The following is a 20537-nucleotide window of genomic DNA, read 5'->3' on the forward strand; positions in this document are numbered from 1 at the left end:
TGCCTCGCTTGGGCCGCGGCGCACATGCTGGCTGAGGAGCCCCTGCCGTCCTGGGCTGGTGGCCATAGGGTCGTCGCGATCGGCGGCCAGACGGAACGGCCGGTCGATGACGTCGGGATCATCACGGACGTCGATGGCTGTGTGACCGTCCAAGCGAAGAAGGCCATGGATCTGGCCAAGGCGGCGTCATCCGCAATGGCGGAGGCGCTTGAGCAAGTGGTCGATATCGCAACGATCGGCGTACCTGACAGCCCGTCACGTCTTGACCAACTGCGTCCGCTCGATCCGGCGAGGGACCGTGTCCTCATTCTGACCGACGATGCGGCCCCGAAGACCGTCAACGAGATGTTGGCCCCGGTGATTGATCGCTTGCGAGACCTGCCAGCCACAGTACCCATCACAGAGGTGTATCGGAACAAGGGCGAGGAGAAGGCATTCAAGCTGCTCGAGGCTCACCTCGGACGAGTGTGGACAGGTCGCCATGGCGTGCAAATGGGTGAGCAAGATCTGCGCGCTCTTGGCCGGGTGCTTGGTGTCTACGCGGTGCATCTCGTCGATGGAGGCAGCCATGCCGCCGCAGCGCGGGAGTTGATCAAGGGCATTGCTCCAGACGCAGGCGACGTTTCGCGGATATGGGATCGGCTGGAACTAGAGGCTCGCCGCCTGGCCGAGGATCGCACCTACCTTGACCGAAGTGGACTCGTTCGGCGTCTGGAGGAGGAAGGCGTCTACCTGCTTCCCGTAGCGCGGCTTCGGCCCGATATCGCTCGGCTGCGTAGCCGTTCAGCGGGAAACCTCGCCACGATCTTCGGGGCATTGACGATTCATGCACCCGAGGGTCCTGTTTCGCTTCCGAGAACGGTTCTTCCGGCCGTTCTCGCTGCTGATGGCAACCTCGCAATCATAGGTGAACCTGGTGCGGGCAAGACCGTCATCCTTCACGCCTTGGCGACCCAATGTCAGGCACGGGGGATGGACGTAGTCGTGCTGCGGGCCAACGACCTCGGTGCCACGCGGGGGCAGACTCGTAGCGAACTCGGCGTGACGCACGATCTCGATGACGTGCTGGTCGGCTGGCCAGGGTCGGGCAGCGGAGTCGTTGTGATCGATGGGCTGGACCAGGCACGTGGAGCTGATCCATCGGTCTGGATGGCGGAGCTCGTCAAGAGTCTCAGCGGAACACGCTGGAGGGTCGTGGCGACTATACGCAGCTACGATCTCCGACACGGACACCGCTGGCGGCGCATGTTCGCCGGCGCTCCGATCGAACAGCAGCAGAGCGATTCTGCCTTCTCGAACGTCCGACACATCGTCGTACAGAACCTATCCCAAGCCGAGCTTGCCCCGCTCCAGTCCAGCAGCCCTCGACTATGGCATCTGATCGAGGGCGCCGAACCACGATTGGCGGACCTGCTCGCCAACCCCTTCAATCTCGATGTTGCCGGGGAGTTGCTCTCTGATGGTCTAACAACCGACCTTCTGGCGGTGCGCAGCCAGGTCGATCTGCTGCATGCCTACTGGGAGCGACGCGTAAACGATGAACCATCAGGTCGAGTGGACCGCACGCGTGCACTCGGCTCGATCGTGGGCCGCATGGTTGCTCAGGGCCGTCAGACGCTGAACCTCACCGATCTACCGGCAACGGCCTCAAGCTCTGCCGTGGAGGCCCTTACCAGTAGCGGCGTGCTTCGTGACGCTCCGGCAACTGCAGGCCACGCCGCAACACCCATCGAGTTCGCTCATCCAGTGCTGTTCGACTACGCCGTGGCCATGCTGGCGCTGGGCGACACGAATCGGCCCGACAGCTTGGCAGACGTCCTCGACGGATCGCCGAACCTTGCCATCACCGTCCGTCCCAGTCTCCACTATCGGCTCGCCACGGTATGGAAAGACGACGCGTCCCGCGACGTGTTCTGGAAGCTCGCCCTACGGCTGGCATCGCGTTCAGAAGGCCATCCACTTGCCGTGCTCGCGGCCGGCCGGGTCGCGGTCCTTGAGGTTGAGCAGCCCAGCGATTTCGAGCCGCTCGGGGCCGCGTGCACCGCTGCCACCGGTGACTCGAATGGGCGATGGACTGTCGTTGACGCACACGAGATGGCCTTTCTCGTAGCGGCCACTGGTGCCTCCGCTCCCGAAGCCGCGTTCGCGGGCCTGACGGTGATGAGTGCCAAGCTCGCGCAGGAGACGCGAAGCGCCGACGATGTTGGACTTGCGCTGCTGGCGGTGCAGCTCCCGCTACGCGCGTTCAATGACGATCTCGGCATGGTCCAACGCCACCTCGGCGAGCTGGCTGATGTAGTGGTGGCCAGCATGAGCGTGGCAAGCGCCGACCGCAGTGACCCTTCCCGGGCCCAGCTGGCGAAATTGAGTGGTCGTCTCCTCTCCCTGGTAGCGGTGGCAGATCCATCTCCCGTCGCCGCCATCATCGTGGAGGCTTGCCAGCCGACGGCGATCTACGCCTGGGGCGTGTCTCACCTGCGCCCGCTCATTGAGAAATTGCCTGAGATCGTGCGATTGGACCCCGAACTGGCGGTTGCGCTCGCTGCCTCCGTGTGGGAGTTCCAAGAGACCCGTGACGAGCCGACGCCCGTACTGGACAGTCTCATCCTCGGTATGAGCAGCAACCGCCGGCAAGATCTCGACGGTGCGAGGTATCAGGTAGGAAGCAAGTTCCCCGCCATTCTGCAGGCAGACCTGGCCGCCGCGACCAGGATTCTGATACGCGCAGCTGAAACAGAGCAGCGCTACCCTCCAAATCCGCTCACGGACTACACCGCTACGCCCAGGCCTCTACTCGGCGATTCTCTGCAGTTTTCGGCCGGACACCAGGTGCTCCTGCCCATGGTGCAGGCATGGACCGAGCAGCTTGTGCAGACGGCCGACGCTGCTGAGGATGCGGCACGCGATGCCGCGGGAGCCGTTCTAGGGGAGCGCCTGAGCCAGGTCGTGGCACATGTGATCCAGAACCTGCGTCACGCCGAGGTCTGGCAGCATCTGCTTCTTCGGGCGTCCCTCGCGCAACGGCCAAGTCTAGCCCGAGCGCTCTTTCCTGCTCTGCTTTCCCCGAACCTCTTTGATCATCCCACAACACGCCATCAGGCGGCTCAGGTGGCGCTGCGACTTTCGCCTTTGCTTAACGGCCCTGAGCACGCCCAGCTCGAAGAGGCTATCCTGCAGATCGCCGCCCCCCATCCCTCGAATGATGGCTGGGAGGGCACGACGGACATACTCGACGCAGCGTGTACAAGAATCATCGGCAGTTTCTCTGAGCAGAATCTACAGACAGTTGAAGCCCAGGCGCGTTGGCTGACGGCCAGCCAGGACCCGGGTTTCGAGGGCGTTCCTGCCCCCGATGAGAGCCAGTTCGACAGTATCGAGGCGGTGTGGGATAGCCCATCGCCTGAACCTGGCACTGTCGCCTATTACCGCGACGCGGTCCTGCAGGCAGCCGAACGAATTAGAAGTAAGGATCCCGCTGAACGCGCCGACGCGGAAACCCAGCTGATCAACCTCTGGGCATTGCTCAAGCCGGCGGTCTCACCGGAGGGACGTGAGCGGAGCGAAGGCGACGAGGACAGTCTCTACGATCTGGCGCTGAGAACAGCCGAGCAACTCGCAACCGTTCCTCAGTGCGCCCCCGCCACAACGCTGGGCAGTGAGATTTTCGGAGCGCTGCTTGGCGCCCTGCCATCGGCATCGGCGCCGGCACTAGTCGATGATGTCAGCGGCACGTGGCATGTGCGGCCCGCTCCCGGTTGGAGCATGACCGCAACCATGAGTGCCCTGCAAGGTCTCGTATATCTCATCGGGCGCACTGACTGGCGTGATGCACACCGCGAAGACCTCACCGCGGCGCTTAGCCCGTTCCTCGACAGCTCAAATCCGGCCTATCGATTCGTCTCCCTGAAAGCGCTCGTGGTCATCTATGAGCAACCGGCTGAATTGCTGACTGAACTTGGACGGCGTCTAGTACAAGAGTCTGACCAGCATGTCAGCGCGTACTTGCTTCGTCATCTGAGTACGCTAACTCATAAGTTTCCTCAGGATGTTGACCGCCTGCTACGAGATCTTGCGAACCATCCGTCCTGGCTGGTGCTTACGCCAGATCCCGCAGGCGATAAGGTTGAGCTGCGTGACAGCCGATCGACCCAAGCTGTTCATCTGCTGTCCGCTCTCGCGACTATCCATGCCACTGCTCATGCGGAAACCGTGGTCTGCACATGGTGGAGTAATCCATGCGATCACCCAAACCGAGTCACGCAATCCATGAGATCCTGGCGTAGCCTCCTCAATCCGGACGACGAAGTGCTCAGAGGGGCTCAGAGGCAGGCTTTCCGCATTATCAACCTCGGCCTGAATAAACTCGGTGAAACTTGGGTCCAGCGGGGATCCGCTGGACAACCACCACACACCATGGCATGGGAGCGAGGGGCGCGTTCCGCCAGGATTGCGGAGGAGATCGCGCAGCAACTTTACTTCGCTAGCGAGGCAACTCAATCTTCACCCCTAGAACAGCCGGCATCGGGTAAGGATTTCCGCAAGTTCTGCAGCTACGCCATGCCAATCCTGGACGCCCTTACCAACGTGCAGCACCCGGCCGTAACCCATCACATTGTGCAACTGGCCGACGTCCTCTGTTCGTATGAGCCGCACGCAGCAGTCCTGACCGCCGAAAAGGCCGTAGTCGGCGATAGAGGCTACGCCCGTGAAGCGCTCGGGCTGGACGCTACCCTGAGCCTGGCCAGGCGCTATTTGACCGATCATCGCGATCTCCTCCGTACGGACGTCCTCTGCTTGACCGCTATCCGGGCGCTCTTGGAGGTGTTCGTACGAGTTGGCTGGGACCAAGCGCTGAGGCTCTCCGAAGACCTTGACGAACTGTTCCGATGAACGTCAACATACGGCACTCGGCGCTACGCCGGAGTCAAGGAAGCCACCAGTACGCGTACACACGCAGCCTCGGTCGAAGCTGCGTTTTGGGCGCTGCTCTGCGGTTGTAGGGATCGAACATCACGGCCGCTGAAGGGAACACAACCCGTGGCGCTACAAGAGGCGCTCGCGATGAGCGGTGGCTTCCTCCCGAACTTCCGCGAAGAACGCCGCTGTCCGGCGCTTTTGCCACTCCTCATCGTCGAGGTCTTCAGCTTCGTCGAACTCGGTCGCGTCTTCGGCGTACAGCAGCCAGCAGCCACGGATGCCGCTGAGCAGGTCCTCCAGAAGGTCGAGGGCCGGGCGGGCGGGGTCCAGAGGCGTGATCCGCAGGCCGAGCGCGTCCAGGCTCGGCTCGGACTGGTCCTCGCTCCGCTTGTCGAGCAGTTGCTCGGCGGCGGTGATGCGCTGCTGAAGTGCCGTGATGTCAGGGATCTCGCCTTCCGCGACCCGGAGGGCGTTGCGGATCAAGGGCATCACCGCCTGGCGAGGCGTGGCGCCATCGGCCATTAGCTCCAGGACGAGGGTGGGGGTTTCGTGGGGAAGTGCCTCGATGTTGTCGGCTTCGACCACGATCTGGGTGACGGGCAGCCCGGTGGAATCGCCGGTGACGGTGGCGGCCGCGTCCAGCCAGTGGGCGGCGGCGATGGCGGCTGCGGCCGGGTCGATCTCGGTGAAGAGTGCTTCGGGGCCGAAGGGGTTGTCGTGCAGCAGGTTGCTGGCCTGGGCGACTTGAAGCGGGGAAGCGTCTTCGCGGGTGAGGGTGACGGCCTGGCGGGCGCGTTCGGACAGATTGCCCAGCTCGGCCTGTTCGATGGCGGCCAATTCGGCGCCGACGTCGATGGTGACGCGGGTGGTCAGCTCGGCGGCGTTGAGGACGTGCAGGGCTCGGCCGACCTGGTGGGCGGCTTCTTCTACCTGGATGTAGGACTGGATCATGTAGCCGTCGGCGGGCAGGTTGGGGTTCGTCAACGCGGTCAGGACACTGGCGAAGGCGTCGCGTTCTTCCTGGCGGCGTTCGCCTTCGGAGTTGGGCTCGTGGCTGTCGGCGGCGCTGGCCGGATGGGTGTAGCACCGCCAGCAGGTCTCGGAGAGCTGGGTCAGGGCCTTGGCGAGGTTCAGGGCATCGTGGCTGGAGATCCCGGCAGGAAGATCGGCGACGTCCACCGCGGTGTCTCCTGCCCCGGTGCTCCAGGAGGCGATGAGGGCGTTGCGACGGTGATCGACGGCGTACCGGGTCAAGGGGGCTCCTCACAGATGCGCGAAAACGGTGCTGGGACACGCCCAGCATGGAGCATTGGGGGTCTGCGAGTACCGAATTCAAGGGCGAGTCTCTTCTTTGCTCGTCTCTGTCGGTCGGTCAGCGAAGGGTGATGCGACGCGGGCGTGGATGGGCTCGAGGTGTTCGGGCCCGGAGCTCGGCTACGGCCCGGCGTCACGTAGCCCTCGATTTTGCCCTTCGAACTGGCGTGAACTGCTGGAATCGGTGCGGAGTGAGATGCGTATGGGGGAGGTTGGGGGTACCGTCGGCGCGTGGATGCGCATGCTGAGCGGATCGCTTTGTTCCTTGCTGTTCGGGACGTGCCGTATGCCACGGACGGCGCCCATGACGCCGACACGTTGATGACGCTGGGGCGCGGCGATTGCCTGGCCAAGTCTGCCTACTTGATCCGGGGCTTCCTGGCGCTCGGTTACCTGGCACGGCGGGTCCGGTGGCTGTATCACCTGCCTGATCGACCGGCAGAAGTACGGCTGCTGCCCTCGAGGGAGGACGTACATTCGGCTGTCGAGGTGCTGATCGAAGACCGATGGACGCTGGTGGACGCCACCCATGATCCGCCCCTGACCGCCGCCGGGCTGGCCGTGGCCGAATGGGACGGCATCACCGACGCCGTCCCGGCCTACGAACCGCGTGGGCCACTGTGGCGGCCGAGGGACGGACCAGAACCGGTGCCAAACGCCGGCATCGACGAAACCGCCGACGTCGACAGCGGCGACCGCTATCAGACGGCATTCAACCGGTGGTTGCGCCAGGTCCGCGCCGGAGCTGCAACGAACGCACGCGGAACGGGGGCAGCGGATGTCTGACGCCTCACCGCTCTGCGGCGATGCCGCCTTTGCCCGCCACACCTACCTCATCATCGACTTCGAGGGGTTGACTCCCGCCGGGAGGCCCACCGTTCCGGTAGAGGTGGCGGTCCTCGCCCTCACCGTCGCCGGCGACGGGCTGTCGCCGCTGTGGAGTTTTGAGTCGCTGATCGCACCGCCCGCCGAGGTGCCCGTCACCTCCTTCGACGAGCGGATGACGGGCATCACCGCGGCGATGCTGGCCACGGCCGCCGGCCCCGCGCATGTCATGGCTGACCTCGACCGTCGGCTGACAGCGCCGTCGTACCGGCTGGTCGCCCACCACGCGCCCACCGAGGCGGGGCTCATCGCCCACCAGCGTCGGCACTGCCCCGTCTTGGCTGCTGTTCCGCTGCTAGACACCGTACGGCTGGCTCGCGCGCTGTACCCGGAGTTGCCGTCGCACCGGCTGGACGATCTCGTGCGGTATCTGCGGGTTGAGCCGCCTGCGCGTCGTCATCGGGCGATGCCGGACGTGCGGGCCACGGCGCGCATCTTCGAGCGCCTGGTGGCTGAGGGCGGACGCGCGGGTCGCTGGCGCACGCTTCTCGATCTTGACCGGGTGGGTGGGCTGGCGCCCAAGCGGCTGCCATCATCGGCCGGAGCTCAGGCCGGTCTGTTCTGAAGCCACGAGGCTTGGCGAGGGCGGCCTGCACGGTTTGGAGAGAAGCGTTCGGCGCTCATGGTGGCATGCCGTTCTCCTGCTGGAGCTCACCTTCGAAGTTGGGCTCGTGGCTGCAGGCGGCACTGGCCGGAGGGGCTAACTGGGAGTGCCGACAGGTTGAGGTCTTAAATGACCAAGTCCACCGAATGCGCCCATGCGTCCCCGTAGAGCGAGAGGGGGCAAACTGTCCGAGGCGGCCGCTATGGTGGCACTTGACGAACAGTGAGGAGTCACTGCATGGCCGCTACTCCGCACGAAAACCGCATCCGGAAGTTCCTTGCGCAGCGTCTGCATGTGCTTGAGCCGGGTCTTCGTCGGGTCGATGAGGAATATATCCTCGTCAATCCTTTGGGTGCTGGAGGCAGGATAGACATTCTTGCACGTGACCAGCACCAGATGTGGGTGGTAATTGAACTTAAAAGATCGAATCAGACCGCTCGTGAGGCCACGCAAGAGATCGCGAAATATGTCGAGCTGCTTCGACGTGAGAAACGGCTACCGGCTGACCGTATCAGGGCGATCGTGGTTGCGCTTGAGCCCCAGTGGAAGGAGCTCTTGGCCCCGCTGAGTAATCTTGAGCGTGACTGGCATCATGATCTTCGCGGCTACAGTCTACGGGTAGACGATGAAGGTATTCCGCTCGATGCGCGGCGCATTGATCTCCTTCCGGAACCGCTTGACCAGAAGCTCACATCGATTCACTTCATCTACCTGTTCGGACACCGGGAAAGCCGGGATCGGTGCTGGAGTCAGGTGGTTCGTTGCGCTGCAGAGGCGCACATCGATGACCTCGTTGGCGTTGACCTCGACTATTGCGGCCCTCCGGGGTTCGTGCGTAATCCATATGCCTTGTATCTGGGCCTCGGCCGCGTCGACCCTTCCAAGGGTCTACCGCCCTGCGAGAGCGAGTGTGACCACGAGACCTTGGATGAAGAGGACCGTCGCAACTATGATTATCCCGATGAGTACGACGCATTGTGTCACCTGACTAGTTCAGTCTTTGGTGACGAGTTCGAAACCGCTGGCCCCGGCAAGTTCTCAGACCTGGTCAATCATCCTCACTGGAAGATCGGTCAGATCCGGGCTGCTGGGTCCTTTGCGCTCGGCCTGTACGAGGCCGACGATCTCATCGCTGCTTTACGTGGAAACGATGGCGGGGCACGAGTTCTCTTGCACAGCAGCGCCAGTACAAAAATCGCGTCACGCTGGGCCGAGCTCAGGCAAGCGGCAATGGGATGCCTTGCCACCAATGACGAGTGGTCTGAAATCGTCAGTGGTTGGTTTGACGCGATAGGTGCGCTGCCTTACGAATACGATGTCAAGCTGCACATATACAATCCGTGCGATCTCATCGCGACCTTGGTTTTCGCGCTACCAGAGGGTCTTCGTGAATATCGCTCAGAAGTCATAACAAAAAGTCTTACCGAGTATGTGCCGATGGTCATGGCGGTAGCCCGGCCACGCGACGGAGACGGTGCACATTTCGTGCTGCGAGGGATGCTGCACTGGAATGGCGTCGCAGTCCCTGACTTGCGTCGGCGCATCGGGATCGTCTTTCGTGACCCAATGAGTTGGCATGCAGTCAGAGCTGCTGGTGTTTGTTGGCAGGCTGATCGTGAGCTGTTGCAAATTCTCGGTATGTGGTACGTGGCCCATGCGTCGGTTTTTCGGCCGAAGCCTGAGGGAGGACTTGAGGAGCTTGACAACATGATACTACTGCCCAACGAGCTGAAGCCTGAGACTGTGGAGAGCTGGGGTGGTTTGTTCTCCTTGGTTGACTTCATTGAGCGACACCGCGAAGAGACCTTTCTGCTTGTTCAGGAGTACAGGAAGGGCCTCCATGTCGTCGATACGAGAAATATGCCCTCTTCTCGGGACGCTTGAGACGAGCGTTGCCGACGCACTCCGGCGCGAGCTTTGCCTGTGAGTTTTATCTTCAGTGCCGCTGACGAGTCGGAGTTACGGTTCCCGCGCTCCGTGCGGTTTCGGTAGGGAGAAGAGCCTCGGATGCGGCGCGACTGAGGATGGCTTGTGTGGCGGCAGGCAGGCCGAGACGGTTCCAGTGAAAGATAATCAAGTGGGTAAGAACATGGCGGACGCCCCGGTCGAGGTAACCAGCCGCGGCAGCTTCACCGAGGGAGTCTCCAGCGTTGCGGAAGGCGGCTGCCCAAGGTGTGGCGAACGCGCACGGTCCTCGCCAGATGCCTGAGGCCGTGTCGGAACCAACCAAGGGGCGGATCTGCTCGGCCATGGCTTCCCGCATGCTGGCCGGTGTGCTGGTGGGGAACGGGCGCAACTCGGTGATGCTGGTCCACAGGTTACCGCGTTCGAAAGGATCCAGTCCGGCCGCGTTCTGCAGTGTGGTGCACAGCAGCACGGACATCTCCTTGCGGCCGACCTCTGGCGGGGGTTGGCGCAGGTAGGACAGCATGTGGCGGCTGTCGGCGCAGAACAGGGTGTGGGCGATGTCGGTGCCGACCGCTCCGCCGAATGAGGCGACTTCGGGTTCGTAGATGGCGGGCCACCACCGGGTGAGCACGCCGGATGTGGCCAGGTCGTTCAGCACACGGTTGACTGCGGCCTTCACCTCGGAGACCTGGCCGCTGCGCGGGCGTAGCCGGAGCCGCCAGCATGGGTGCTTGCGGATGAACCACCACTCACTGATCAGGTCCTGGAGCCGGTCCAGGCGTGGGCCGAGGTCGGTCACGGCGGCTTGCTCGGCGCCTTCCCAGTCGGGGAACTGGATGCGGATGCTGTACCAGCCGTGATCGGCGACGCCGGTCTCCAGCGCGTGGTATCCGGCGGTCTGGTAGGTCTCGACTGCGTCGGCGAGGGTTTCGGGTCGGGTGTTGATCGCGGCTGCGGCGACGTCGGTGGGGGTGCCGGAGAGGACGGCCAGCACGGCGTCGGCCATCTTGCGTGATGCGGGCGGCTGTGTGGGTGTCAGGTGATGAGCAGGCATGTGTCCCATCCGGTGTGCGGGGGCGTTCGGTGGGTGGCGGTGTGCATGGCCAGGGCGAGGCCGGCGGCCCCGTCGAGGAGGCCGGTGTCGTTCTGCGCGATGGCGGCGTGCTCGGCGAGCAGTTCGGCCAGGACGGGCAGGTGGGTGCTGAGGGAGGAGGTGCGGGCGTCGCGAGCGGCTCGCCAGACGGTCTGGTAGACGCCGGCGACGCCGTGGCAGAGCCCGGGTTCGGTGAGCTGACGTAGCTGGGCGGGGTCGGTGAGGCAAGCGGTCAGGGCGTATTCGGCCTGCTGCTGGCGGGCGGGGTCGCCGAGGGCGAGGGCGGCGAGTTGCTGGGCGCGGGCGTGGCCCGGTGTTCCGTAGCACCAGGACGGTCGTGCCGGGCGGGTTTGCCGGGTATGGCCGGTGCGAGTTTCGGGCAGGGTGATGATCTCGGGCCACCATGGGCCCGCTGGGTCGTGCTGCTGCCAGGTGTCGGTCCAGGCGCAGATGCGGGCGATCGCCTCGCTTTGGCCGTCCACGCTGATCCCGGATAGGAGGGCCCGGGATAGCAGCGCCAGGGGGCCGGAGATGCCGTGGGCCATGCCGAGATTGCCGTGTCCGCCCGTCGTGCCTGGCGTGCGGCCGCCGGTGGGCTGTTCGTGGGTCCACCAGCCCGGCAACTCGTCGCGGCCGAGAGGTTGGGTGAGCTGGACGAGGTAGATCAGGACGTCGGCGAGCAGGTCGCTGCCGGGGTGGCGGCGCAGCAGATGCGCGCCCAGCCCCGTCAGTCCCTTGAACAGGTCGAACTCGGCCAGAGACGGTTGCGTGCCAAGGTCGATGCGGGTGTGGGCCCGGTCGAGACGCTGCCGGACCAGCAGGGCGACGTGGTGGTCGAGGGTGGCCAGGGCGTGCTCGTCTCGGTCCGGCCAGACGGTGGTGCCGTGCAGGGCGAAGGCGAGCGCTGGTGCGCCGAACAGCAGGTTGGCCTGCGGGCCGAGGGTGAGCGGTGCTGAGGTGGCGTCCGTGAGCCAGGCGTGTGCGATGTTCCAGTCGTCGTGGCCAGTGGCGGCACGTTCGATGTGGAGGAGTGCGATGCCGGCGGCCCCGCGGCTCAGCGATTGGGGGTGCCCGTGTGGTTTGAGGGCCAGGGCGGGGTTCACTGGTTGTTCCTGTGGACGTGGGCGAGGGCGGCGGCGCGGGCCAGTCGTAGGCACAGGCGTTCGCTGTCGGCGTCGAGGCCGGCCATGCGGGCGTGGTGCAGGTGCAGCAGGGACGCCAGAACGTTGTCGGCGTTCGGGCCGTGCCCGGTGGTCAGGAGCGCCCGGTAGCGGGTGACCGCATGGCATCGCCGCCGCCATGCGGTCACGGCTTGGGTGCCGCCGGGCAGGGCCTGTACTGCGGCCCAGTCGCCGGATGGGTCGGCCAGCCGCATCGTCTCGTCGTACAGGCTGCGGTTGATCGCTGGGGTGGCAGTGCGTGGGATGCGGTGGATGAGCCAGTCCATCCCGGCGGGCAGGCTGCCGGTGAAGGCGGCGGTCAGGTTGGTGAGGCTGGCGGCGATGACCGCGGCCGGGGGAGCGGCTTGATCGGTGAGGGGGAGCTGGGCGAGTACGGCTGCGGAGTCGGCCGCGAAGACCTGCTCGGCGGCGGTCAGGGTGGGGCCGCTGCCGTATCGGCCGGGTTCGGGATAGTAGGTGTCGAACACGATGCCGCGTAGCAGCCCTTGATTGCGCAGGGGTTCGGCCCAGGCGCTGGCCTGTTGAGCGGCCTTGCCGTACCGGTTGGGGTTGTGGAGGGGGAGCCGGAGCCGCAGGTGGGGTTCGGGGGTGTGGTGGCGAAGGAACCAGGCACCGTTTTCGGGGCCGTGGCGCCACGCGCTGAGCAGGTTGGGCAGGTGGTCGGTGAGGATGTGGGTTTGCGCTTCCGGGTGGGCGTACAGGCGGGCGTACAACCAGGGGGAGACGCCTGGTGGATGGCCATGATGGTGGACCGGCCGGTACCGCCGGGTGATTGGTGGGGTTGCACGCTTGGCGGGGGCGGTGGTCAGCGGGAGGACGATTTCGTGGACGTGTCCGCCGGTCCAGCCGTAGGCGTCCCTGCTGGGTGCTTCGGTGAGCGTGGCGGTTTGAAGACGATTCAGGTGGGTGCGGAGCAGGGACAGGTGGGCGGGCTCGGTCAGGTCGAGTTGCAGCCGGACATCGTCCTCGCCGAGGAATACCTGATCGGGGATGCGGTGGTGGTCGCGGTGGCCGCGCCAGGCTTGTTCCCACTGAGGCCAGGTGGCGCGCGAGCCGGGCAGATCGGTGGCTGCGATGTTCCAGGTGGCGGGGTGGAGGATGGTGCGGCGGTAGCGGACGCGCGGCAGGAAAGGAAGTCCGGTGGCGGCGCCCCAGGAGAAGGGTGTGCAGGCGGCTGCCCGTGCGGTGCTGATCTCGCACAGGAACCGGGCCAGGGGGTGTGTGGCCCGGCGGAGATCGAGCGCGTTGACCATGAGCGGCTCGACGAGCTGCCCGCGCGAGAGGGAGAGCAGGAAGAGGCGGTGTGCGTCGGCACTGACCGCCAGGTCCTCCAGCGGGAGCGTCTGGCTGCTGTGGGGCTGGTGCTCGCCGAGCGGCACGACGGTGGTGATGGCGGGGCTGCGGGCGAGGTTGGCCGCGCGTGCTGATAGCGGCGGGCAGGAGACCTGCGCGAGCATCGCGCCGGGGTGGAGCGTGGGCAGCGCGGCCAGTGTGCCGGTCAGCCGGTCGCGGTCGGTGGGTTCCAGCAGGTGCAGGAAGCGGCCCGCGGTGGTTCCGGCCTGGCGGGCGGCGCTGAGCACGGCGAGCGTGAACTCGCCACGGTCGATGGCCGTAAGAGTCGGGGCGTGTAGCGCGAACCGTAGCTCGGTGTGCGGCACCGGATGCGGTGGCCGGTCGGCGTCGGTCGCGAGGTTGTTCAGGGTGGTCTCGTCGAGCACGACGTCGCCTCCTTCGAGCGCGGCCCGTTGGGCGAGGCGCAGGAGGGTCCGGTCCCGGGGGGTGAGCGACGGCGCGGCAGGGGTGGTCGTGGAGGTTCGGTAGCCGGCTGGGTAGCCGATGCCGATGTCGGTATCCACGGCGTGGGTGAGCGGGACGACGGCGTCGATGCCCCACCGTTCCAGGAACGCCGTGTGCCAGGCCTGCCAGGCCGGGTTGCCCTGTGGGTGCGGGGTGAGCTGGACCAACGCGGAGGCAGCGGCTTCGGCTTCGGTGGCGACTGCCCGGGGGAGGGCCGCCGTCCAGTCGAGGCGCAGGTCTACCGCGAGCTCGGCCGTGATGTCGTCGCACATGGTGGCCATCCGCTTCGTGGCGGACACGCGCAGGGCATGTCGTTCCACGGCTGAGCCGGTTCGGCCGTGGTGGGTGAGGTCCTTCTGGATCGCCTGCAGCTCCTCGATCAGGTGGAGGGGTGGATCGGGGAGTCGGGCCAGCTCGGTGATGATGTGGCCGAGGGGGTCGGTCACGGTCATCGGCGGGTTGATGCTTGTGAGGAGAATGCCGTGCTCCGCCAGAGCGGCCAGTAGTGCATCGAGGTCGTGCGGTGCATGGTCAGGGAAGGCTTCGATCAGTATGGCGCCCAGCCGGCCGATCCTGATCGGGGTTCGAGCGGCCTTCATGACCGCTTGGACGGGCGCGGTGTTGCGCACGGTGAGGTCGCAGGTGCCTGTCTGACCGGGCGCGAGACGGCAGGGGAGTACGAGCCGCTCGCCGCGTGCGAACACCAGGTTGTTGACCGTCGCAGGCAACTGCGGCAGCACGCCGGGGTGGGCTTCCACTCGCCTGATGAGTGCTGTCACCCACGCGGAGTCAGGACGGGCGAGGGCACGGTGCTGCTTCCCGCGCTGCAGGTTCGTGGTGTCACCGATTCGCGTGGCGGCGACGCCGGCGAACACGCCGAACGGGGTGGCACGGCTGGTGGCACGTAGCAGATAGCGCAGGGTGGACTGGACCGCGCTCTGGATGCGGTGCGGCTGTTGGATACGGCCTGCGCACACGCCCGCGATCTGGTCCGCCAGGATGGGGCTGGCCACCTCGATGGCCTCGACGAACGCCGGGTCGGTCCGGACGTGGCGCAGCCAGCTCAGCCATCCGGCGATATGGCCGGCGCTGGTGCCGGTCAGGTCCGGCCATGGAGGGAGATCTGGCCTTGAGGTGAAGGCGCTGGCGCGGATGACCGCGGCGTCGGCGTGTTCGAAGCGGGGGGTGATCAACGGTTCTTCCTGACGCGAATGAGCAGGTGAAGACAGGCCAGGGGACCGGCTGTGTTTCTCGGGCCGGTCCCCCAAGGGGTTGTTAGCAGGTGACGCCGGCGCTGTCGTCGGTGCCGCCGCAGCCGTCACCGGTGCAGTCCTCTGAGTCGACCCTGGCGGCCGTCACGTTGGCGCGGGTGAATCGCACGTCGAGGTCCAGGTCGCTGCGGCCTTGCTGGGTGCGGGCAGTCATGGTGGTGCTCCTTCCATCGAAGAGAAATAGGGGTGGTGCGGTGCTTCACTGGGCCGGCTGCGGCCAGTGCAGCACGATCGTGGTGTGCCGCTTGTGCAGCACGAGACCGGCAGGCAGGCCGGTGTCCGGGGTTTCGGCCGGGTAGACGGTCATGCTGGGTGCCGGGCGGCCGTGCTGGTCCCACTGGCGGATCTGCTCGGCGAACGTCTCGGCCGCCTCCGCGGCGGTTGGGCCGTGGGCGTAGACGCCGAACTCGAACGTGGTTCGCTCGCGGTCGAGGGGACGCAGTTTGGCTCGGTAGGCGAGCGTCTGCCGGCTGATGGTCGCTGGGGTGCCCAACCGCCATGAGGGGGCGACAACACCGGCGTCGAGGGCTTCCTGTTTGGCGGTGAGGAGCGCGAATCCGTGCAGGTGAGTGGCCAGCCACAGGTCCTGGTCGTGGAAGGGCTGCCGTTTGCCTACCGTGACGCCCGACCAGGCTTCCGCTCGTGGCGTGGACAGCACCTCATCGAGGGTGGTGGTGTCGAGGTGCTGGTCTTCGTCCAGCCACAGGCCGGCCTTGTCGTGGAGAGGCACCGCGTGGCCCTGGTGCTGGCCGCTGCCCTGCATGGGTACGAAGCCGCACATCAGCGGTCGGCCGTGGCTTTCGAGGAGGGGACCGCGGCGGTCCAGCGCCCAGGATCGGGTCAGGCCGAGGGTCCGCAACGGCAGCACCAGGCGGCCGCCGTCGGCGAGTTGGCTCAGCCACGCCGGGGCGATGTCCCACGTCCCGGCCGTCACGATGATCGCGTCGAACACGCTGCCGGCCGCGCCGTACTCGCCGTCGCCCTGCATCACCTGGACGTCGTCATAGCCTGCGGCGGCCAGGCATGCCTTGGCCCGGTCGATCACGTCTGAGTCGATGTCCATCGTGGTCACCGATCCGGTGGAGCCGACCATCTCGCTCAGGAGGGATGCCTGGTAGCCGCCGCTGCCGATCTCCAGTACCCGCTTGCCGGACAGGTCGCCCGCCTGGCTGAGCATCATGGCGATGGTGGGCGGGGCGGATACCGTGCTGAGCATGATGCCCCGGTCGGCGTCCCGCTTGGCGACTACCGAGTCGCTACCGTAAGCCGCCTCGAGCGACGCGCCGGGCGTGAACAGATGCCGAGGCACCTTCCGCAGGGCGGCCTCGACCGCCGGGGGCACTGTGATCCCTAGCTGTTCCTGTCCGGCGATGATCTGGTCGACCATGGCGTCACGGAGAACCGCCGCTTGCTTGCCCGTCTCTGCGCTGTCACTTGCCATGTCGGACGTCGTCACGCTCGTCTCCTGTTCCTGGGCCGCCGTGCGAGCCGTGTCGATTCCGGTAGTCATAGGGTGGCCTGCGCTTTCTTGGTCGTGGTGGGCAACTGGCCGATGGTGGCCGGTGGTGGACTGCTACGAGGGCTCGCCACGCCGCCCCTCGTCTGTCGGGATGGAGGTGTCGGGCTCCGGCCTCTCCTTGCGGCTGAGATGCTCGGCGTGGTGCCGTTTGACCAGGGCGATGTAGGTATTGAGAGCCTGGCGGTAGCGGCCCCTGTTGGTCTCCTCATAACGATCGCCGCTTCGGCGCAGCACGAAGAAGACGCCGCCCCCGGACGCGAACTCATACAGCCCGCAGCACGAGGTGTGCCTGACTCGCAGCACGCCGCTCGGCGTGTACGGCTTCCACTCGAACGCGGGATCGTTCTGCTCTGGCGCAACCGTCTGAGGTCGGCCGGCTCCTGCCAATGTCTGCTCTCTCCACCCGGGCCTGACTGTCTGCTGGCGTGGGATGAGCAGTAACGGGATCGTGGTCCTTGTCGGTGCGCTTGGGGCGTCACACGTCTGGTGAAGGCGGGGGAGACGGAAGGACAAGCGTGCGGAGGCGTCGCCCTCGACCCGGGCAACCATGTGAGCAGCGCGAGAGAACGCGACGTGCAGGGAAGACGTCCCCCTACGACCGGCCGGGCGCACACGCGGAGAGGCGGTCGGCCGGCTCGGCGCGGCCTCGTCCACGCCTTGACTCAGCACCTGGGGCTCCTGCCGTGATGGCCGGGAAGCGTGTCCCTCAGCATGAGCCACGGCTCGAGACGAAGCTCTCCGATCCGCTCATTGACAGCCCGCAGCAGTTCCTGCGGGTTGGAGGCCTTGACGTAGATGCCCACGGGGGACGGGCCTTTGTAGAAGCCGGTGAGGTGACGCCCGGCTACCTCCCACAGCACGAGCAGGAGGCCGCCGTGCTGCTGCTGGAGCTGAGCAGCCCACGCCTGACCCGTGTCGTCGTTAGTGCCCGCGGGCCGGGCGACAGGAGGGGCGGTAGCACGGCTTCTCATGTGAGCCCCTCGATCAGGTGCCGCTCGTCGGCACGGTGCCCCGGACTGGCTCCGTCCACTCGGAACTTCGGCCGTCCGAGCACGAGCGCGGGGCGCTCCTGCGTCGGGCGTGGTGACGTAGACCGGTCGTAACCTCGGGCGATCCGCCTGGGCTCCGCGAGGCTCTTCGGACGTGGACGGTCACCGGGAAAAGCGGTGTTCGCCGTGGTGAGCATGTTGTTCATCACGACGCCGTCCCACTGCGATCTGCGTACGTACCGATCGTGGCGGCTCTACGCTTCCTCATGGGTCAGGACCTCTTCCTGATCAAGGCCTCGGGATCCCCCGGTGTTCACGCACCGGGGCCGAGGCCGCCCTACTTCGTGGTGAAGGGCGCTGGTGGCTTCAGCCCTCGGGAGTAGCGTTGTCGGCACAGGCAGTGATGGTCTAGGGGTGGACTGTCCGCAAGGGTGTACGCGGAGTTGCGGACACCCCTGCGGACGCGACAGGGAGCGCCGCATGGACATGGAGACGTTCGGTGGGACGCTTCGACGTCTACGGCTACGTGCTGATATGTCCCTGCGTGAACTGGCCCGGCTGGCTCATTGCAGCAAGACCCACGTCGCCGATCTGGAGAGCGGGCGGCGCGCACCGACCCGGCCCATCGCCGGCGCCCTGGATGAGGCGCTGGAGGCCAAAGGTGAGCTCGTGGCCTTGGCCGACGACCGTCAGCGTGTCGTTGTGTGGCCGGCGGCGAGCATGGACGCGCTTCCGTCCGCCGCGGTGATCTCGGAAGATCCTCGCCGCTACGTGGACGGGACCGTGGTGGGACAGCTGCACGTCCAGCTCGACGCGAGCAAAGCCGATGACGGTGCTCTCGGCCCGTCCGCCGCGTTGCCCAAAGTGCAGATCGTGCTTGCGGCCGTGCAGCGCTCCGTCCGCGAGGTGCGGCCTCAGATCCGGCGGCCACTGCTGGCCGTAGGAGCGGACGCCGCGGAGTTCGTGGGCTGGCTGTACCGCGATCTTGGGGATCTACCCACGGCAACGTACTGGTACGACCGGGCCATCGAGTGGGCCCAAGAAGCCGACGACGGCCCCATGCAGGGCTACGTGTTGCTGCGCAAGTCCCAGCTCGCCTACGACCGGCGCGATGCGCTGAAGGTGCTGACCTTGGCGGAAGCTGCCGGCCTTGAACGGTGGCAGTTGCCGGCGCAGGTCAGAGCCGAGGTCGCGCAACAGCAGGCCCGCGGCTATGCCATGGTCGGTGAGCCCATGGACAGGGTGGAGCGGGCGCTCGGCGAGGCCGTTCAGTGGCTCGACATGTTCGAGAGCGGCCGTGGCGACGGTGGTACGCACCTCAGCAGTACGTACGGCCGCGCCGACCTGACCTTGCGAACGGCCAGTTGCTACATCGAGGCCGGGCTGCCGGCGCGGGCGGCTGGCCTCTACCAGGAGGTATTGGACGGCACGTCGCTATCTCGACGGGACCGAGGCTACTTTCTGGCCCGCCGGGCCTTCTCGCTGGCTCTGGCCGGTCAACCCGACGAGGCCGCTGCTGTGGGCCTGGTGTCGGTGCGGCTTGCCAATACCACCAGTTCCCGGCGCACCAAACGAGAACTGGAACGCGCCGTTCGCGCTCTCGGGCCGTGGGCCGCGCGACCCGGACCGAGGGAACTGGAAGAGGCGCTACGTGCTTAGCGGTCCTGCTGGGTCAGCCACTCGGCTACCGTCCGGATGACGAACGCCTGCCACTCCTGGCTCTGCGGGTCAAGGTACTGCGGGTCATCGTGCACGGCGAAGCCGTGCTGAGCGCCGTCGATCTCGACAAGCCGGCATGGCGCCCGAAACTGCGGCACTGCCGCCCTGGACGCTTCCACCGGCACGAAGGTGTCCTTGGTGCCGTGCACGATAAGCGTGGGCGCGGCCACCTCGCCGAGTGCTTCGTGGGGACGCAGCCAGAACACCTCGTTGTAGATGGCCCGTCCGTGCTTCAGGGCCGATGAGTGGAGGAGGTAGCCCTGGCTGCTCAGTTGCGACGCGGCCTCGTCGGTCAGGTGGTCGTTCTGCCAGAAGGGACGGCTGTCGATCGTGCGCTCTTTGTAGTTCAACCGAGGGTTGAACAGCACCAGGCGGGAGATCTCGTCCGGGCACTTGGCGGCGTAGTAGGCCGTGATCCCGCCGGTGAAGCTCGTACCGAGCAAGGTGAGCTCTCCCGCGCCGGTCGCGTCACTGACGTGCCGCAGCGCGACGCGGATGTCGTTGAGGATGGCCGAGAGCGTCAGCTCTTCTTGACGACCCTCGCTGTCCCCATGGCCGCGCAGGTCGAAGCGCAGGGACGCCAGGCCGACGTCGCTCAACCCGCGGGCCAGCCGGGTGAAGAAGCCACCCTCCTCGCGTGTCACTCCGCCGCCATGCACCAGGACGACGGCATGACTGGGTGGTTCGGCTGGTGTGACGAGTGTTCCGGCGAGGTGAAGGCCGTCGATGGTGCGGATAGTGATCTCTTGCTCGGTTGCCGTCACCTACAGCAGCATAAAGACGGCTCCGTCAGCGTGGAAGCATCCACCATGGCCCGGCGGGAAGAGAAGCAAGGTCGCGTCCCCCACGTTCGACCTGTCCGACAGCGAGACCGTGCAACGCGAGGCCGAACAGGCCAAGCAGATGGGCTTCTCCGGCAAGAGATCCGTGCACCCGCCACGCCGCCATCCTGCGCACGGTGTTCACCCCCTCGCCTGAAGAGCTCGCGCACGCCATCGTCGCCGCAGGCACACGCAGCAAAGGAGGAATCACCTCCGTCACTGGGCAGATGGTCGGGCTGCCCTTCTTCGCCGCAGCACAGCGCCTGATCGACACCGCCGCGCCGACACCCCGCGCACGCCCGGCCTTGCCTTGACACCGGGCGTGCAGGTGGGGGTTGATATCGGGCCCCCCGTCCGGCGCGGAGGGGGCCGGGTGGGCGGGGCTGGTCGGGTTCGCCTCGCGTTGGGGGCGGGGCGAACCTGTTCCGGGCAAGGGAGAGAGCCGGGTCAGTCCCGGTCTCCGGATGGCGTGGTCGGAGGGTGGGCGGTAGCCGGAGGCGTCTCGTGTGGGGGCAGATT

At 66.3% G+C, this 20537-nt stretch carries 15 protein-coding genes; 6 read left to right on the top strand and 9 right to left on the bottom strand.

Annotation, left to right across the window (positions count from 1 at the left end; translation table 11 throughout):
- Positions 1–24: 24 nt before the first annotated feature.
- Positions 25–4890 carry an NACHT domain-containing protein gene (locus tag LCN96_RS15905; protein WP_225273402.1) on the top strand — a complete coding sequence of 1622 codons (4866 nt, stop codon included), beginning with the start codon at positions 25–27 and terminating at the stop codon, positions 4888–4890.
- A 153-nt stretch (positions 4891–5043) separates the two neighbouring features.
- Here LCN96_RS15905 and LCN96_RS15910 read toward each other — a convergent pair whose 3' ends face one another.
- Positions 5044–6171, bottom strand: coding sequence for a hypothetical protein (locus LCN96_RS15910; protein ID WP_225273403.1), 1128 nt, complete (start codon positions 6169–6171; stop codon positions 5044–5046).
- Between the two features lie 291 nt (positions 6172–6462).
- On the opposite strand from LCN96_RS15910, the gene LCN96_RS15915 reads away from it, so the two are divergent.
- The 3 genes from LCN96_RS15915 (at position 6463) to LCN96_RS15925 (ending at position 9604) form a co-directional block, all read left to right on the top strand.
- Positions 6463–7017, top strand: a complete 555-nt coding sequence (locus tag LCN96_RS15915) for a transglutaminase domain-containing protein (RefSeq protein WP_225273404.1) — start codon at positions 6463–6465, stop codon at positions 7015–7017.
- A complete protein-coding gene (locus tag LCN96_RS15920) occupies positions 7010–7681 on the top strand; it encodes a 3'-5' exonuclease (RefSeq protein ID WP_225273405.1) in 672 nt (223 codons plus the stop codon). Before LCN96_RS15915 ends, LCN96_RS15920 begins: the two co-directional genes overlap by 8 nt.
- 276 nt (positions 7682–7957) lie before the next feature.
- Positions 7958–9604 (top strand): endonuclease NucS domain-containing protein, encoded by a 1647-nt coding sequence (locus LCN96_RS15925; RefSeq protein WP_225273406.1) that lies wholly within the window; start codon positions 7958–7960, stop codon positions 9602–9604.
- 52 nt (positions 9605–9656) lie between these two features.
- Here the strand turns inward: LCN96_RS15925 and LCN96_RS15930 are convergent, their stop codons facing one another.
- The 7 genes from LCN96_RS15930 to LCN96_RS15960 all read right to left on the bottom strand — a co-directional run bounded on the left by LCN96_RS15930 (position 9657) and on the right by LCN96_RS15960 (position 17460).
- A complete protein-coding gene (locus LCN96_RS15930; RefSeq protein ID WP_225273407.1) occupies positions 9657–10634 on the bottom strand; it encodes a thiopeptide-type bacteriocin biosynthesis protein in 978 nt (325 codons plus the stop codon).
- A 29-nt stretch (positions 10635–10663) separates the two neighbouring features.
- The gene (locus tag LCN96_RS15935) at positions 10664–11824 is read right to left on the bottom strand and encodes a lanthionine synthetase C family protein (RefSeq protein ID WP_225273408.1); all 1161 of its coding nucleotides are present in this window, start codon (positions 11822–11824) and stop codon (positions 10664–10666) included.
- Positions 11821–14967 carry a lantibiotic dehydratase gene (locus LCN96_RS15940; protein ID WP_225273409.1) on the bottom strand — a complete coding sequence of 1049 codons (3147 nt, stop codon included), beginning with the start codon at positions 14965–14967 and terminating at the stop codon, positions 11821–11823. The genes LCN96_RS15935 and LCN96_RS15940 overlap by 4 nt, the downstream gene beginning before the upstream one ends.
- A 7-nt stretch (positions 14968–14974) precedes the next feature.
- A complete protein-coding gene (locus LCN96_RS15945) occupies positions 14975–15124 on the bottom strand; it encodes a hypothetical protein (RefSeq protein ID WP_225273410.1) in 150 nt (49 codons plus the stop codon).
- 45 nt (positions 15125–15169) lie between these two features.
- Positions 15170–16426 carry a methyltransferase, FxLD system gene (fxlM, locus tag LCN96_RS15950; RefSeq protein WP_225273411.1) on the bottom strand — a complete coding sequence of 419 codons (1257 nt, stop codon included), beginning with the start codon at positions 16424–16426 and terminating at the stop codon, positions 15170–15172.
- 117 nt (positions 16427–16543) lie between these two features.
- Entirely contained in the window at positions 16544–16792 is a 249-nt protein-coding gene (locus tag LCN96_RS15955) for a hypothetical protein (RefSeq protein WP_225273412.1), read from the bottom strand.
- 359 nt (positions 16793–17151) lie between these two features.
- Positions 17152–17460, bottom strand: a complete 309-nt coding sequence (locus LCN96_RS15960; protein WP_225273413.1) for a hypothetical protein — start codon at positions 17458–17460, stop codon at positions 17152–17154.
- A gap of 498 nt (positions 17461–17958) precedes the next feature.
- Between LCN96_RS15960 and LCN96_RS15965 the strand changes: the two genes are divergently transcribed.
- Positions 17959–19137 carry a helix-turn-helix domain-containing protein gene (locus tag LCN96_RS15965; protein ID WP_225273414.1) on the top strand — a complete coding sequence of 393 codons (1179 nt, stop codon included), beginning with the start codon at positions 17959–17961 and terminating at the stop codon, positions 19135–19137.
- Here LCN96_RS15965 and LCN96_RS15970 read toward each other — a convergent pair.
- The gene (locus tag LCN96_RS15970) at positions 19134–19961 is read right to left on the bottom strand and encodes an alpha/beta hydrolase (protein WP_225273415.1); all 828 of its coding nucleotides are present in this window, start codon (positions 19959–19961) and stop codon (positions 19134–19136) included. The genes LCN96_RS15965 and LCN96_RS15970 overlap by 4 nt on opposite strands.
- A gap of 194 nt (positions 19962–20155) precedes the next feature.
- On the opposite strand from LCN96_RS15970, the gene LCN96_RS15975 reads away from it, so the two are divergent.
- The gene (locus tag LCN96_RS15975) at positions 20156–20332 is read left to right on the top strand and encodes a hypothetical protein (RefSeq protein WP_225273416.1); all 177 of its coding nucleotides are present in this window, start codon (positions 20156–20158) and stop codon (positions 20330–20332) included.
- Positions 20333–20537: the final 205 nt, after the last annotated feature.

The organism is Nonomuraea gerenzanensis (assembly GCF_020215645.1).
Taxonomy (GTDB): Bacteria; Actinomycetota; Actinomycetes; order Streptosporangiales; family Streptosporangiaceae; genus Nonomuraea; species Nonomuraea gerenzanensis.

Bases quoted from the DNA above. Each gene is read 5' to 3' on its own strand.
- LCN96_RS15905 (WP_225273402.1), top strand. From the start codon at position 25: ATGCTGGCTGAGGAGCCCCTGCCGTCCTGGGCTGGTGGCCATAGGGTC.
- LCN96_RS15920 (WP_225273405.1), top strand. From the start codon at position 7,010: ATGTCTGACGCCTCACCGCTCTGCGGCGATGCCGCCTTTGCCCGCCAC.
- LCN96_RS15925 (WP_225273406.1), top strand. From the start codon at position 7,958: ATGGCCGCTACTCCGCACGAAAACCGCATCCGGAAGTTCCTTGCGCAG.
- LCN96_RS15930 (WP_225273407.1), bottom strand. From the start codon at position 10,634: ATGGCCGACGCCGTGCTGGCCGTCCTCTCCGGCACCCCCACCGACGTC.
- LCN96_RS15945 (WP_225273410.1), bottom strand. From the start codon at position 15,124: ATGACTGCCCGCACCCAGCAAGGCCGCAGCGACCTGGACCTCGACGTG.
- LCN96_RS15960 (WP_225273413.1), bottom strand. From the start codon at position 17,460: ATGAGAAGCCGTGCTACCGCCCCTCCTGTCGCCCGGCCCGCGGGCACT.
- LCN96_RS15965 (WP_225273414.1), top strand. From the start codon at position 17,959: ATGGACATGGAGACGTTCGGTGGGACGCTTCGACGTCTACGGCTACGT.